Origin of the sequence: Cognatiyoonia sp. IB215182, from assembly GCF_033963905.1 — a bacterium.
Taxonomy (GTDB): domain Bacteria; phylum Pseudomonadota; class Alphaproteobacteria; order Rhodobacterales; family Rhodobacteraceae; genus Yoonia.
Genome location: NZ_JAXBMB010000020.1, coordinates 1 through 13,318 on the forward strand (window position 1 = coordinate 1; position 13,318 = coordinate 13,318).

Below are 13,318 nucleotides of genomic sequence, written 5' to 3' on the forward strand. Positions count from 1 at the left end.
CACACCTATCAACAGAAACAAACAGGAACGGATGCTACACCCGAACGGCACGGATCAGGGGGCCGTCATTTCCACATGACATGCATCGTGAATAGCGTCCTGCGCCACGCGACTGGTATCTCGTCGTCCATCTCCAAGAACCGTAACACCGGGTCGGCGCGTTGAGCGGCCCCTTGCGTCGACAGGACACCATCCCGTCTCGTCGACCAGCCCTGCAGAGCGCGCAATCCTTCCTGCGCCCTGTTGCGGCACGAAGTTAACCACACGAGCTGTCAGCAGACCGGCATCTGTTTCAATGCGCCCGGCCTCTGCATTGACCGACAAAACCTGTCCACCTTCACCCGCCATATACCAATCGATCTTATTCGTAGGTAGCAACGCATGAAACGCGTCGCGCAATTGGACGTGGCGCCCGCCATCGAGCACCGTGAGACGCTTGCAATTGCCAGCCAGCCAAACGGCGCGGTCATGCGCAACGGCGGGGTGGCTCAGGTCTTTTGGCAAGCGCAGCACAACATGGCCATCTTCCGGCAAACGTGCAATTTGCGTTTGCAGGCGATGCGCTTCGCGAGGGCTGCCCCATGCCGCTGGCCACATATGGCGTGCGCGCGCGTCCAGTCCGGCAATGTCTTCCGGCACGGCTTCCGCCCCCGGCGCAAGATACAGGCGGTCGAAGGCAAGAACCCGGCCCGAGAAAAGCTTGATTCCGCGTGCTGACCAATCAATACCAACGGCTTCGTCGAGGACAATTTCGACGCCCGCCTCTTGCAGCGTTCCGTAGGCGATCATGGTATTGACGCGTAAAAAGCGCGCTTGATGGTCCGGCACGGGATTGAAGCGCGTTGGATCCCTTTCCACAAGAACCACGGAAAGCCCCGGCTGTGCACGCGCCAGTGAGAGGGCCGCATGGGCTCCTGCGGGGCCCGCGCCCAATACAACGGCTTGGGCCTTTTGGCTTGGCAAGCTCAAAATTGCGGCGCCTGCAGCTGCACCAAGCAGAAAACGGCGACGTGACTGTGTCATTGGCGTTTCTCCAGAAATTCTGCGTCGGGGTGGATCGGGCGGTAGATCTCCACGCGGTCCCCTTCCTTCACAGGTTTGTCCAATTTGGCGACTGTGCCGAAGATGCCGACTTTGTTTGTGTCGGTGTCAATTTCGGGAAACTCATCGAGTAGGCCTGATGCCTCGATCACGTCGCGTACGGTGGACCCCTCCGCGACATCAAGGTTGCGCCAGATTTGCGCATTGGGGCGAGCATAGGCAATGCCGACATTCATGGGCGGTCTCCTGTGTCTGTATCTGGGGTCAGCACACCTGCGGCAATGAAGGCGCGCCTGCGGCTTTCTGGTTCCGCGCCGCCTTCCTGCCGGCTACGACTGATCGCGTCGATTTTGGCTTTCGCGGCGAGGAGGAACCCCAGAACGATGAAGCCGCCGGGCGGTAGGATCAGAAGCAGAAAACCCGGGTAGTCCGGAAACACAGTGACTTCGAGAAAGCCGAAGGCCGGGCCCAATACCACATCCGCATTGGCAAAAAGTGTTCCCGATCCAAAGATCTCGCGGATGGCGCCGAGCAGCACGAGCACGAAGGTAAAACCAATGCCCATCATCATTCCATCAAAGGCGGCCGCGACGGGGCCTTGCCGGGAAGCAAAGGCCTCTGCCCGGCCAAGGATAGCACAATTGGTGACAATCAATGGGATGAACAGGCCGAGCCCCTTGTGCAATTCATGCGCCCAAGCGTTGAGGCCAAGGTCAACCATGGTGACGATGGTGGCGATTATCAAAACAAAGGCGGGAATACGGATTTCGGGCGTAATGACCGGGCGTAACAATGAAACCGCCAAGCCGGAAACGACCATGACAGCCGTGGATGCAAACCCCATGCCTAGCCCGTTTGTCGCAGTGCCTGTCACGGCCAACAGGGGACAGAGGGCAAGAAACTGTCCAAAGACCACGTTATTGTCCCAGATCCCGTCCCGGGCGATTTTGCGAAAGTCGGTCATGGCCCTGTCTCCAATATCTCGGACCTGTGCCGCGCGAAAAGCTGCAAGCCGCGTTCGACCGTCTTGATCACGGTGCGCGGCGTAATCGTCGCTCCCGAAAACTGGTCAAAAGCACCGCCTTCCTTGCGCACGGTCCAGCCGTCCGGGTCAGGGTCGCCCAGCGAGCGGCCCTGGAAGCTGTCGATCCAGGGACTGATCCGATGCTCGATCTTATCGCCGAGGCCCGGCGTTTCACTGTGACTGAGCACGCGTGCGCCCAGAACGGTGCCGTCTGGTGCAATGCCGATCAACACGCGGATCGCCCCTGCGTAGCCAAAGCCCGCGAGTTCCAGTGCCGTCCCGGTGACCGCGCCATCGCGCGTGGCGAGGTAGAGCATAACCTCGCCCTCGGCCGCATCTGTCAGAGTTCGTGTGGTGCGCGACGGGTCATTGTCATGATCGTCAGCAGGCAGAACCTGTGCAAGCGAGGCCAAAAGGTCTTCGGCCTTGCGCTGTTCGATGGCCGCTTCCGTGAGAGAGTGGGTCAGCGACAGGATGACCGCCGCAGCCAGTGAAAACAGACCTAGAAGCACGCCATGCCCAAGCGGTGCATGAAAAATCCATCTGCCTTCTGATACTGCCTGCTCAGACATCAGCGCTCCTCCAGTGGCAAGGGAGTGCCTTTGCGGGTTCGGCCAAAAATACGCGGGCGCGTGTAAGTATCGATCAGCGGCACACAGGCGTTCATCAGCAGCACGGCAAAAGCCACACCCTCCGGAAAGGCACCCCAAGTGCGGATAACGAAGATGAGCGCACCGATACCAATCCCGTAGATGGCTTTGCCCAGTGCGGTCATCGGCGCAGTGACATAATCCGTCGCAATAAAGAAAGCGCAAAACACTGCCGACCCGGTTGCTAGATGGAAAGCCGGGTGCACGAATTGCTCGGGATCCACCAGATGTGCAGCGCCCGACAGCGCCGCAAGGCTGCCCAGGACCGTCAGCGGCAGGATCAGTCGAATGATCCGAAGCAGCACGAGTGCCAGTCCGCCAAGGAGAAGCAGAAACACACTTGTCTCTCCCAGGCTGCCCGGCACGGCACCGTAGAACTGCTTTTGCAGGCTTTCCCAATCGGGACCGATCTCAGACAAGGTGCGCCCCGCGCCAAGCTGGCTTTGTACCTCACTAAGTATCGTCGCCCCGCTGATCGCATCCGCTGGAATGTCCGAGCCAAAGGTAATCGTCAGGGCCTGCTCCAGATTCGGCCTCTCTCCCAGGGGCAGAGGGGCAACCCAGGTCGTCATATGCACTGGTAGCGCCACGAGAAGAACCGCGCGCGCGACCATCGCGGGGTTAAAGAGGTTCTGACCGAGACCGCCAAAGACGTGTTTTCCCAGCACAACGGCAATGGCTGCCCCGAGTGTGCCGATCCACCAAGGCGCCCAGGGGGGCAATGTCATCGCCACCAACCAACCGGTGAGCAGCGCCGATCCGTCCATTGAAAATCGTAAAACGGCCCGCCCCGAAAGAGCGAGGCAGACCAACTCACAAAGGATGGCCGACGCGACCGTGACAGCAAAAAGCAGAAGAGCGGGCCAGCCAAAATGAAAAATCCCGTGGGCTGTTGCCGGGAACAGACAGGTCATGACCGCAAGCATCGTACGCGAGACATTGAACATGGAATGCGTGTAAGGGGCCGCCATCGCGGTTTGCAGGGTCATTGCGCAGCCTCCTCGTTCGCGGCCTGCGCGGCCTTCGCCTCGGCTTCTTTGCGCTTTTTCTCGGCCATTTGTGCTTTGCGTTTGGCCATGGCCTCCCGCTTGGCCGCAGCGATCGCTTCCTCGCGCGCAGTGCGCGCTGCGGCAAGGCGCTTGGTTTCTTCGCGCTGATGGTCTTGGCTCTGCTTTTCAGCCAGCCGCCCCTTGGCGTAGCTGAAGCCCTGAACAAGCGGGATATTTGACGGGCAGGCATAGGTGCAGCAGCCGCAAGCAATGCAATCCATCAGCCCAACCTCGACCGCACCATCGAGATTTTCGGCCTGGATCCGCGTGTTCATTTCAAACGGGGTAAGACCTGCGGGACAGGCCTGCACGCAAGAGCCGCAGCGGATGCAGGGCATGGCGTCCGATTTGCGACGCTCGGCTTTGGTCAGGGCCAGAATACCGCTTGTGCTCTTGATTGCGGGGATGCGCAGCGACTGAACCGGAAAGCCCATCATCGGTCCGCCCATAACGAGTTGTGTCTGATCCCCGATCAGCCCGCCGCAATGATCGAGGATTTCTTTGATAGGTGTCCCGATCAGAACGCGCAAATTGCGCGGCTCCTTCACCCCACGCCCGGAGACTGTCACGACGCGGTGCAAAGACGGCTCACCATAGCGTACGGCCAGATGCATCGCGTAGGCCGTCGCGACGTTGTGGACCACCACACCCAATTCCGCGGACAGCGCGCGGGCGGGGGTTTCGCGCCCGGTGATGATCTTCACAAGGTGATTGCCGGACCCCATCGGGTATTGCGTCGGCAAGACCCGGATATCAATGTGGTATCCCAGCACATTCCGGTACCCAGACAGCGCCGCGATGGCCGCAGCCTTGTTCGCCTCGACCCCAAAGATGAGACGCTTGACGCCCAGGGCCTTCGCCATGATGGCGGCACCATCCACGATTTCTTCTGCATGTTCGCGCATCAGCCGATCATCGCATGTCAGGTAGGGCTCGCATTCGGCACCATTGATGATCAGCGTATCCAGATCGAATTTCTGGCCGAGATGGAGTTTCACGGCGGCTGGAAACCCTGCGCCGCCCATGCCGACGATACCGGCCTCGGCTGCGCGGGTTGCCAGCTCGGGTGCTGTGGCGTCTTCGGGGTGCATCCGTGCCAGACGCGGTCCCCAACTGTCTTGTCCGTCGGGGCGGATCGTCACCGTGGGTACCGGAAGACCCGACGGGTGAGGTGCCGTAAAGAACCCAACGGCGATAACCTGACCGGAGGTCGGTGCATGAACATTGGCAGATACCGTGCTGCGCGCGCTGGCGATGAGCTGCCCTTTCACCACCGCATCGCCTCTTTTGACCAGCGGCTCGGCTTGCGCTCCGATATGCTGGCGCAAGGGGAGCCGGATCAGGCTGGGTAGCGGCATGCTTTCGATGGGGGTCTCTGCGGTCAGGAATTTGCGTCCTTCCGGGTGGACGCCACCTTTGAGAGCAAAAAGCCCGTTGCGGTTCAGCAGATGTGCCAATGAAAGGCTCATGAGGCGTGCTCCAGCGCAGCGGTGGTTAGTCCCGGATCGGGCTTGTCCCAATACCAATTGGCCAGTGTCCGAGGTTTTCCGCGCAGGATAATCGCCTCTGTCGGGCAGACCTGCACACAGGCGTCGCAGCCGATGCAGGCATCCGTCACGACCGTGTGGATCTGCTTGGCCGCCCCAACAATCGCGTCCGTTGGGCAGCGTTTGAAGCATTTGGTGCAGCCGGTGCAGTGATCTTCAAAAATAAACGCCACTTGGGGCGCGGCCTCTTCAAAGTCCGATAGAGCCGTCTCCGCCGCACCGCCTGCGCCCGTCACCTCTGCCAGTTGCTGGACCAGATCGCGTCCCCCGGGCGGGCAAAGCGTCACCGGCGCGCTTGCTTCTGCAAGCGCCTCTGCGGCGGCCCGACATCCGGGAAAGCCGCATTGCCCACAATTCGTACCGGGCATCAGTTGTTCGATTTCGTCCACGATGGGTGGGGTTTCGACATGAAACTTGCGTGCCGCGATGCCCAGCATCGTCCCAAGCCCAACGCCAATGGCCGTCATCGAAAGCGCAGCTGTGATCATGGCCCTATCCTCTTTCGCGATCAGTTCGGCACAAGTCCAGCAAAGCCCATGAAGCCCATGGACATCAGTCCTGCAGCAATGAAGGCAATAGGCGCCCCAGCAAATGACGCTGGTACCGACAGTTGCGCCATTTGCTCTCGCAGCCCGGCAAAGATCACCAGAACCAGCGTGAATCCAAGCGCAGAGCCAAAGCCGTACAGCACGCTTTGAGCGAACCCATGACCTTCCTGGATGTTGAGCAGTGCCACCCCAAGCACCGCGCAATTGGTTGTGATCAATGGCAGGAAAATCCCCAATGCGCGATAGAGTTGCGGAGAGACTTTCCGCATCACCGTTTCGGTGAATTGTACAATCGCCGCGATGACCAGAATGAAACTCAGGATGCGGAGGAATTCGAGATCAAGTGGCACAAGGATCGCGTTTTCAACAGCCCATCCTGCCGCCGCAGCAAGCGTGAGTACAAAGGTCGTGGCGAAGCCCATGCCAATCGCGGCATCCACTTTGCGCGATACCCCCATGAATGGGCAAAGGCCAAGAAACTTCACAAGCACCACGTTGTTCACGAGGGCCGTGCTCAACATTATGGCAAAGAAGTCGTGCATAGGAGGCCTCTCTCGCGGTGTCCTGAGCTTGCAGGATTTACAGCAAGGTCCGTGCCAAGCGCCGGCGGGCTGGGTCAGCGCCGGTAAGGCAGTGTTTAAGTGTTCGGAAGCCGACAATTTGTCGGACAGCATAAGCAATGTCGTATGCCACGCGGTCAAACCCGGCCCGCAGCACGACTTGGCACGTTTGTTGCTGGTATCTTGGGTAACCGTGCCAACTTAGCAAGAAAGCTGTTCCGTGCCGCAAACCCAGACTCTACGGACCTGTCCCGCCACCGGGCCCGCAAGAAAAGGCGTGCAGGTGACAGATCGGATCACCTGGATCGGGGCCCTGGACCCGACGCTGAGAACCTTTGACGTGATTTTGAAAACCGCCAATGGGACGACTTACAATTCCTACATCGTGCGTGGCAGCGATGGCGTGGCAGTGATCGACACGGTCAAGGAAGCCTTTGTATCCGAGTTCTTAGCCAAGCTTACGCAGGTTGCGCGCTATGACGAGCTTACCCATTTGGTGCTCAACCATCTTGAGCCGGACCATACCGGCGCAGTTGCCGCGTTGCTGGAGCGCGCGCCGCATTTGCGCATCCATGTCTCGACCCGTGGGCTGCAGGTCTTGCGTGGACTTCTGAAGGGTGACTTTGACCGCTACGATATTCACGCGGTCACAACCGGTGATATGGTTTCGCTGGGCGACCTGACGTTGCGTTTCTTTACGACGCCGTATGTTCATTGGCCGGACACGCAATGCACCTTTGTCGAAGAGCAAAGCGTATTATTCACTTGTGATTTTCTCGGCTGTCATTTCTGTGATGAGCGGCTATTCAATGATGCGGTGGGCGATTTTCGCTTCTCTTTCGAATATTACTTCGACCACATCATGCGGCCCTTTCGGCGCCATGTTGTCGAGGCGCTCGACCTGATCGAACCTCTGAACGCGCAGGTTATCGCGCCCGGACATGGGCCGATCCTGCGCAGCCATCCCGGTTCCTACATCCAGCATTACAGACGCCTCGTGACATCCCGCTTGATGCGGGAAACCGGCGAAGAAAAGACGCTGCTGATCTTCTACGTCAGCGCCTATGGCGCAACCGAGCAAATGGCGCAGGCCGTCTGCGCAGGAGCCTCCGACATTGAGAATGTGCGGGTGTCTCTCTTTGATCTGCAAGGTGGGGAGTTGTTGCCCTTCGTCGATCTGATCGAAGAGGCGGACGGGCTGGTGTTTGGCACGCCGACCATCAATGGCGATGCTGTGCGCACGGTGTGGGATCTGCTGTCAAACCTGGTGGACATCGATACAACCGGCAAGGTTGGCGCGGCCTTCGGATCATACGGTTGGTCGGGCGAAGCCGTGCCGATGATTGAGGCGCGACTGCGGGGGCTCAAGATGCGGGTCCCCGAAGACGGGCTGCGTATCCGGATGTACCCCCAGGCCGACGAAGAAGAGAGCTGCCGCGCTTTCGGGCGCAGGCTGGCGCAGCACCTGGTCGGTCGCATGCCGCCCAAGGAAATCGATATGTCCGAACTTTTTGCCGCTGAAAACTGAAAGGAAGCTTCATGCCGATTGGAAAACTCACCTTTGAAGACGTGGCGCTGACGGTCAAAGTGCCTGAGGGCACGCGGATCATTGAGATTTCGGAGAAAATCGGGGCTGGCATCACTTATGGATGTCGCGAAGGGGAATGCGGCACCTGCCTGACCCGGATCGTCGAAGGGCAAGACAACCTGTCGACCCCCTCCGCGTTGGAATTGCGCGTACTCAAAGAGAATTTGGCTGGCCACAATGATCGGTTGGCTTGTCAGTGCAAAGTCATGGGCGGTGACGTCACCGTCCGCCCGGGCTGAGCCCGTAATCTAGATTTCAAACCTGAAAGGAACCTCGTCATGGCCATGTTTATTGTATCAGATCTGTGTACGTCCTGCGGTGATTGCGAACCTGTCTGCCCAACCGGGGCCATCGTGCCCAAAAAGGGCGTGTTCTTCATCAATGCGGAAACGTGCACCGAATGCGAACCTGACCACGATATGCCGCAATGCTTGAATGTGTGCATGGAATTGGATTGCATCATTCCCGCCGAGGCGTGATGTCGGAGCTTGCCGCAGACGGGCCACGCCTGTTGCAGCAACCGGGGCGTATTGTCGAGGTTGCGGGTGCCAAAGCGCAAGTTGTTGTAGACCCGATCGCAGGTTGCGGGGCCTGTGCTGCGCGCTCCGGCTGTGCGGCGCGCGTACTTGTCGACATGGGACCCCGGCGTGACAATGCGCTTTGCCTTCCTGCAACAGAAACACTGCGCCCCGGTCAGCAAGTGCTGGTAAGCATGCCCGCGTCGGACTTTCTGACCGCAGCGACTTTGGCACTGCTGCTGCCCGCCGTGACTTTTGTGGCCGCAATCTGGCTGTGTTTGATCTTCAAGCTACCAACCTTTGCGGCGACCATCTTTTGTGTCGGTGCAGTCTTGGTGTCTTTCTGGCCGCTTTGGCGGGCTGAACGCAGCGGTCGGCTTTTCAGCCGACTGCGCATTGACAACGATTTACCGCCGGAGACGCCAGAGTGATGAGGCGTGTGGACGCCCCTTTGTCGATCGCGGCGCTGATGATCGCACTATTATGTGCCACGCTAGTTTGGCAGCGACCCGCCGCGGAGTTGCGCGAGACGCGTCTGGTTTTTGGGACCTTGGTTGAGATTGCCATCCGCCATGCTGATCCTGGCGAGGCGCAGACAGCGCTCACCGAAGTCGGGCATCTGATGCAAGATCTGCACCGTGACTGGCACGCTTGGGAGCCGGGCGCGCTCAGCCGGCTTAATGCTGAACTGCGTGCCGGGCGGCGCGCACATGTCTCGCCGGAGTTGGCGCAAGTCTTGGCGCAGGCACAATATCTGGCCTGCACCAGCGACAGCAGGTTTGAACCCGCGATTGGGCAACTCATCGCTCTTTGGGGCTTTCACTCTGATACACCGCAGGGTGCGTTACCCGAACCTGACAAAGTGGCTGTCCTGCGGGGACAAAACCCTCGCATGGCGGATCTGACAATCTCCGGCTCGTTTGTGACGACGTCCAACGCTGCGGTGCAAATTGATCTTGGGGCCTTTGGCAAAGGCGCTGCTCTGGATTCGGTTGTCACAGCGCTGCGCGCCCATGGTATCGAAAACGCGGTGGTGAATGCAGGCGGCGATGTCAATGTTATTGGCACTTTCGGTAACCGGCCCTGGCGCGTGGCGATCCGGGACCCGTTTGAATGGGGGGCTGTTGCGTCGGTCGAGATGCGACCAGAAGAGGCGCTGTATACATCTGGCAATTACGAACGGTTCTTCGAAGAAGGCGGTGTTCGCTTCGCACATATCCTTGACCCCCGTACCGGCGCGCCAGTGCAAAAAATCGTATCGGCGTCAGTCCTGCATCACAGCGGGGCGGTGGCAGACGCGGCCGCGACAGCGCTGAGCGTAGCGGGGCCCGACGCTTGGGCACAGGTTGCTGCGGATATGGGTATCTCCCATGCCATGTTGATCACTGATGGCGGGCGCGTATTGGCGAGCCCCAGTATGGCCGCCCGGCTGCAATTCGAAAATCCAGGATTTCAACAGGCGCTTGAAGTGCATCCCTTACCCGCACCGCGCGATTTGGGCTGTGCTGAGGCGACTGCGATTCAGCTCTCTGAACTGTGAAACCAGATTGTTTTGGCACGATCTTTGCTCGGAAATTAACGCCGCCCCGAATGCGGCGCAGTCAAGCCAAAAAAGGAAAGAGCCGTGCCAAACATCACCTTTCAAAGCCCGACAATGCATCGCGACAAAACCGTTTACGCGATTGCCGGCAACACCAAAACCATTCTGGGTCTTGCCGACGAACACCAAATCCCAATCCCGTTTGAATGCCGCGACGGCAATTGCGGGTCCTGCCTGATCGAAGTGAAGTCCTTGGAAAAGAAGCCGAGTATGGGAATGTCCCTTACCGAGAAGGAAAAGGCGCGCCTCAAGGAACTGCAGAAGATCACACCGGAAGAGCTGCAGAATGCTGAGGTCAATGATCTTCCACCGCGCTATCGCCTCGCCTGCCAGTTCATCGCGCGCGACCAGGACGTGATTGTGCGCTTCCCCGGCACGCCCGGCGGCTCTTTCTGATCTGTCCACCACGCCAAGGAGACCCAAATGAAATCCAACACGCCTTTACCAAATGTCACTTTCCAGACACGGGTCCGCGACGACAGCATTGACGGGCCAAACCCTTATCGCTGGCACGACATGACCACCGCCGATTACTTTGCTGGCAAGCGGGCCATTCTGTTTTCGTTGCCCGGCGCCTTTACGCCCACATGTTCAACGTACCAATTGCCTGGTTTTGAGGCGAATGCCGAAGCTTTCGCCGCACACGGGATCGATGACATCTACTGCCTGTCCGTCAACGACAGCTTTGTCATGAACCAATGGGCCAAGGCGCAGGACATCAAGTCAGTCAAAGTGATCCCGGACGGTGCTGGCGAATTTAGCCGCAAAATCGGCATGCTCGTGCGCAAAGATAATCTCGGCTTTGGCCTGCGATCGTGGCGCTACGCTGCAATTGTCAACGATGGGGTGATTGAGGCCTGGTTTGAAGAACCGGGGCTTATGGATAACTGCCCGGACGACCCTTACGGCGTCTCAAGCCCGGAAAACCTGCTTGCGTACCTGAACCAGGCGGTGGCGGCGGAATAAGATGCTTGCGCCGATGGCCCCTTGAGCCTCGTTTGGCCCCACAATTCACTGTGGGGCCAATTTCGTTTGGGTATATCTGGCGCGTCGCAAAACCGTGAGAGCGCCCCCACTTGGCACATCCTTTGCTTTCGACTTGGCATGAGGCGGGCCGCCCAACTCGGACGGATCTGCTGCGCATCACAGAACCTTTTGAGAGAAAGCAAGGCAAATGGCGAAAATCGGGATTTTCTTCGGAACGGATACCGGCAACACGCGCAAGATTGCGAAACAGATTCAGCGCAAATATGGCGACGAACTGATGTCGAAACCGCTGAATGTCAATCGCACCGAGGTGGATGACTTCATGAGTTACGACTACCTCATCCTGGGAACACCAACCTTGGGCGATGGCCTGCTTCCCGGTCTCAGCGCGGATGCCGAAAACGAAAGCTGGGAGGAGTTCCTGCCCAAGCTTGAGGATCAAAGCTTCGATGGCAAGACAATCGCGATTTACGGGCTTGGCGATCAGGTGACCTATCCACTTGAATTCATCAATGCCGTCTATTTTCTACACGAATTTTTCGATGAGCGTGGCGCGACATTGACCGGGTATTGGCCTACGGACGGGTATGGATTTGAGGACTCTCTTGCCGTTGACGGGGACCATTTCCTTGGCCTTGCGCTGGATCTCGACAACGAATCCATGCTGACCGATGAACGCCTCACCGGTTGGCTTGACAGTATCGCCTCGACCTTCGGGATGCCGATGAGCGCCGACTTGACCAACGCTTGACAGACAGATGGTCGCGGATACGGAGAGTGGTGCACCTTTGGGACGTCTTGGAGACTGAAAGTTGCCGCCTGTCCAAATGCGCCGACAGCAATGCAACCTAGACTTCTCTGGGTTTCGTAACGCTGGGCGTCAGGCACGGACTTTCGTTTCCTTGATGGCATCTCTCAACGCGGCACTTCGCAGTCTTGACGGTCATGTGGGGCGGGCGCTCGCATCCGTGTCGAAACAGGCGCACTGACAGAAAATCACCTGACATTCCTTTTCAATGCTCGAAAGACGCGGTCGCGATCCCCAGCGCCGCGTCTTTCTTTGTTTTGGGCTTTCCAGACGGGCGGCACCGTCACAAAAGCCAAATTGTCGGCTTTCGTGCAAATCCTTACAATATGTTCAAGTGCTTGAATACAATAATAAAATTTCCACGCGATCGGTAAAACAACTTGGCACGCTCACTGCTGTATTCCTTTTGAGCGCGGTCCTGCACCGTCTCACCTTGAGTGAATGTAGACCTATAAAGGAACCTGAACATGAGCGAACTTCGTCAGATCGCGTTTTACGGTAAGGGAGGGATCGGTAAGTCGACAACCTCGCAGAACACCCTCGCCGCACTCGTGGAATTGCAACAGAAAATCCTGATTGTGGGCTGTGACCCCAAAGCGGACTCCACCCGTCTGATCCTGAACTCCAAAGCGCAGGACACTGTGCTGCACATGGCCGCCGAAATGGGCTCGGTCGAGGATCTTGAACTCGAAGACGTGCTGAAGACCGGCTATCAGGACATCAAATGTGTGGAATCCGGTGGTCCTGAGCCGGGTGTTGGTTGCGCGGGTCGTGGTGTGATCACGGCGATCAACTTCCTGGAAGAAAACGGCGCCTATGATGACGTGGACTATGTGTCCTACGACGTGCTGGGCGATGTTGTCTGCGGTGGCTTTGCGATGCCAATCCGCGAAAACAAGGCGCAGGAAATCTACATCGTGATGTCCGGCGAGATGATGGCGCTTTATGCGGCCAACAACATCTCCAAAGGCATTCTGAAATATGCCAATTCCGGCGGCGTGCGTCTGGGTGGCCTGATCTGCAACGAACGCCAGACCGACAAGGAACTGGAACTGGCCGAAGCCATGGCTGAAAAGCTGGGCTCCAAGCTGATCCACTTCGTGCCGCGCGACAATATCGTGCAACACGCCGAACTGCGTCGCCAGACGGTGTTGCAATACGCGCCCGACAGCAAGCAGGCCGATGAATACCGTCAGCTGGCCCAGAAAATCCACGAAAACTCCGGCAAGGGTGTGATCCCGACACCGGTGACCATGGATGAGCTGGAAGAGATGCTGATGGAGTTTGGCATCATGCAGTCCGAGGAAGAGCGCGAAGCGGCAATCGCCGCATCGGACGCAGAAATGGCTGCAAGCTAACCCGAAATCCGGGGGCCGGTTTTGCACCGGCCTCCACCCA

General features: G+C 58.5%; 17 protein-coding genes. 9 read left to right on the plus strand and 8 right to left on the minus strand.

Annotated elements, in window-relative coordinates:
- Nucleotides 1-54: 54 nt before the first annotated feature.
- The 8 genes from SLH47_RS23885 to rsxA are packed head-to-tail and all read right to left on the minus strand — an operon-like array spanning nt 55 to nt 6,401.
- Nucleotides 55-1,023 (minus strand): FAD-dependent oxidoreductase, encoded by a 969-nt coding sequence (locus tag SLH47_RS23885; RefSeq protein ID WP_320243348.1) that lies wholly within the window; start codon nt 1,021-1,023, stop codon nt 55-57.
- Complete coding sequence (locus tag SLH47_RS23890; protein ID WP_320243350.1) at nt 1,020-1,277, minus strand: RnfH family protein; 258 nt, start codon at nt 1,275-1,277, stop codon at nt 1,020-1,022. The genes SLH47_RS23885 and SLH47_RS23890 overlap by 4 nt, the downstream gene beginning before the upstream one ends.
- Nucleotides 1,274-2,005, minus strand: coding sequence for an electron transport complex subunit E (locus SLH47_RS23895; protein ID WP_320243352.1), 732 nt, complete (start codon nt 2,003-2,005; stop codon nt 1,274-1,276). The genes SLH47_RS23890 and SLH47_RS23895 overlap by 4 nt, the downstream gene beginning before the upstream one ends.
- Nucleotides 2,002-2,637, minus strand: a complete 636-nt coding sequence (gene rsxG, locus SLH47_RS23900) for an electron transport complex subunit RsxG (RefSeq protein WP_320243354.1) — start codon at nt 2,635-2,637, stop codon at nt 2,002-2,004. The genes SLH47_RS23895 and rsxG overlap by 4 nt, the downstream gene beginning before the upstream one ends.
- Complete coding sequence (locus SLH47_RS23905; RefSeq protein WP_320243356.1) at nt 2,637-3,704, minus strand: RnfABCDGE type electron transport complex subunit D; 1,068 nt, start codon at nt 3,702-3,704, stop codon at nt 2,637-2,639. The genes rsxG and SLH47_RS23905 overlap by 1 nt, the downstream gene beginning before the upstream one ends.
- Entirely contained in the window at nt 3,701-5,233 is a 1,533-nt protein-coding gene (gene rsxC / locus SLH47_RS23910; RefSeq protein WP_320243357.1) for an electron transport complex subunit RsxC, read from the minus strand. The genes SLH47_RS23905 and rsxC overlap by 4 nt, the downstream gene beginning before the upstream one ends.
- The gene (locus tag SLH47_RS23915; protein ID WP_320243359.1) at nt 5,230-5,799 is read right to left on the minus strand and encodes an RnfABCDGE type electron transport complex subunit B; all 570 of its coding nucleotides are present in this window, start codon (nt 5,797-5,799) and stop codon (nt 5,230-5,232) included. Before SLH47_RS23915 ends, rsxC begins: the two co-directional genes overlap by 4 nt.
- A gap of 20 nt (nt 5,800-5,819) precedes the next feature.
- Nucleotides 5,820-6,401: an electron transport complex subunit RsxA gene (gene rsxA / locus SLH47_RS23920; RefSeq protein ID WP_320243360.1), complete on the minus strand. Its 582-nt coding sequence runs from the start codon at nt 6,399-6,401 to the stop codon at nt 5,820-5,822.
- A 301-nt stretch (nt 6,402-6,702) separates the two neighbouring features.
- Between rsxA and SLH47_RS23925 the strand changes: the two genes are divergently transcribed.
- The 9 genes from SLH47_RS23925 to nifH all read left to right on the plus strand — a co-directional run bounded on the left by SLH47_RS23925 (nt 6,703) and on the right by nifH (nt 13,278).
- Nucleotides 6,703-7,947: an FprA family A-type flavoprotein gene (locus tag SLH47_RS23925; protein ID WP_413785674.1), complete on the plus strand. Its 1,245-nt coding sequence runs from the start codon at nt 6,703-6,705 to the stop codon at nt 7,945-7,947.
- Between the two features lie 11 nt (nt 7,948-7,958).
- Nucleotides 7,959-8,246 (plus strand): 2Fe-2S iron-sulfur cluster-binding protein, encoded by a 288-nt coding sequence (locus SLH47_RS23930; protein WP_320243363.1) that lies wholly within the window; start codon nt 7,959-7,961, stop codon nt 8,244-8,246.
- 39 nt (nt 8,247-8,285) lie between these two features.
- On the plus strand, nt 8,286-8,486 hold the full coding sequence (locus SLH47_RS23935; protein ID WP_320243365.1) for a 4Fe-4S binding protein: 201 nt from the start codon (nt 8,286-8,288) through the stop codon (nt 8,484-8,486).
- The gene (locus tag SLH47_RS23940; RefSeq protein WP_320243366.1) at nt 8,486-8,956 is read left to right on the plus strand and encodes a SoxR reducing system RseC family protein; all 471 of its coding nucleotides are present in this window, start codon (nt 8,486-8,488) and stop codon (nt 8,954-8,956) included. Before SLH47_RS23935 ends, SLH47_RS23940 begins: the two co-directional genes overlap by 1 nt.
- Nucleotides 8,956-10,065: an FAD:protein FMN transferase gene (locus SLH47_RS23945; RefSeq protein WP_320243367.1), complete on the plus strand. Its 1,110-nt coding sequence runs from the start codon at nt 8,956-8,958 to the stop codon at nt 10,063-10,065. Before SLH47_RS23940 ends, SLH47_RS23945 begins: the two co-directional genes overlap by 1 nt.
- Before the next feature lie 84 nt (nt 10,066-10,149).
- On the plus strand, nt 10,150-10,521 hold the full coding sequence (locus SLH47_RS23950; protein WP_320243369.1) for a 2Fe-2S iron-sulfur cluster-binding protein: 372 nt from the start codon (nt 10,150-10,152) through the stop codon (nt 10,519-10,521).
- A 27-nt stretch (nt 10,522-10,548) separates the two neighbouring features.
- Nucleotides 10,549-11,091: a peroxiredoxin gene (locus SLH47_RS23955; RefSeq protein ID WP_320243370.1), complete on the plus strand. Its 543-nt coding sequence runs from the start codon at nt 10,549-10,551 to the stop codon at nt 11,089-11,091.
- 208 nt (nt 11,092-11,299) lie between these two features.
- Nucleotides 11,300-11,863: a flavodoxin gene (locus SLH47_RS23960; RefSeq protein ID WP_320243371.1), complete on the plus strand. Its 564-nt coding sequence runs from the start codon at nt 11,300-11,302 to the stop codon at nt 11,861-11,863.
- Nucleotides 11,864-12,387: 524 nt separating this feature from the next.
- Nucleotides 12,388-13,278, plus strand: coding sequence for a nitrogenase iron protein (nifH, locus tag SLH47_RS23965; RefSeq protein WP_320243372.1), 891 nt, complete (start codon nt 12,388-12,390; stop codon nt 13,276-13,278).
- The last annotated feature ends 40 nt before the right edge of the window (nt 13,279-13,318 follow it).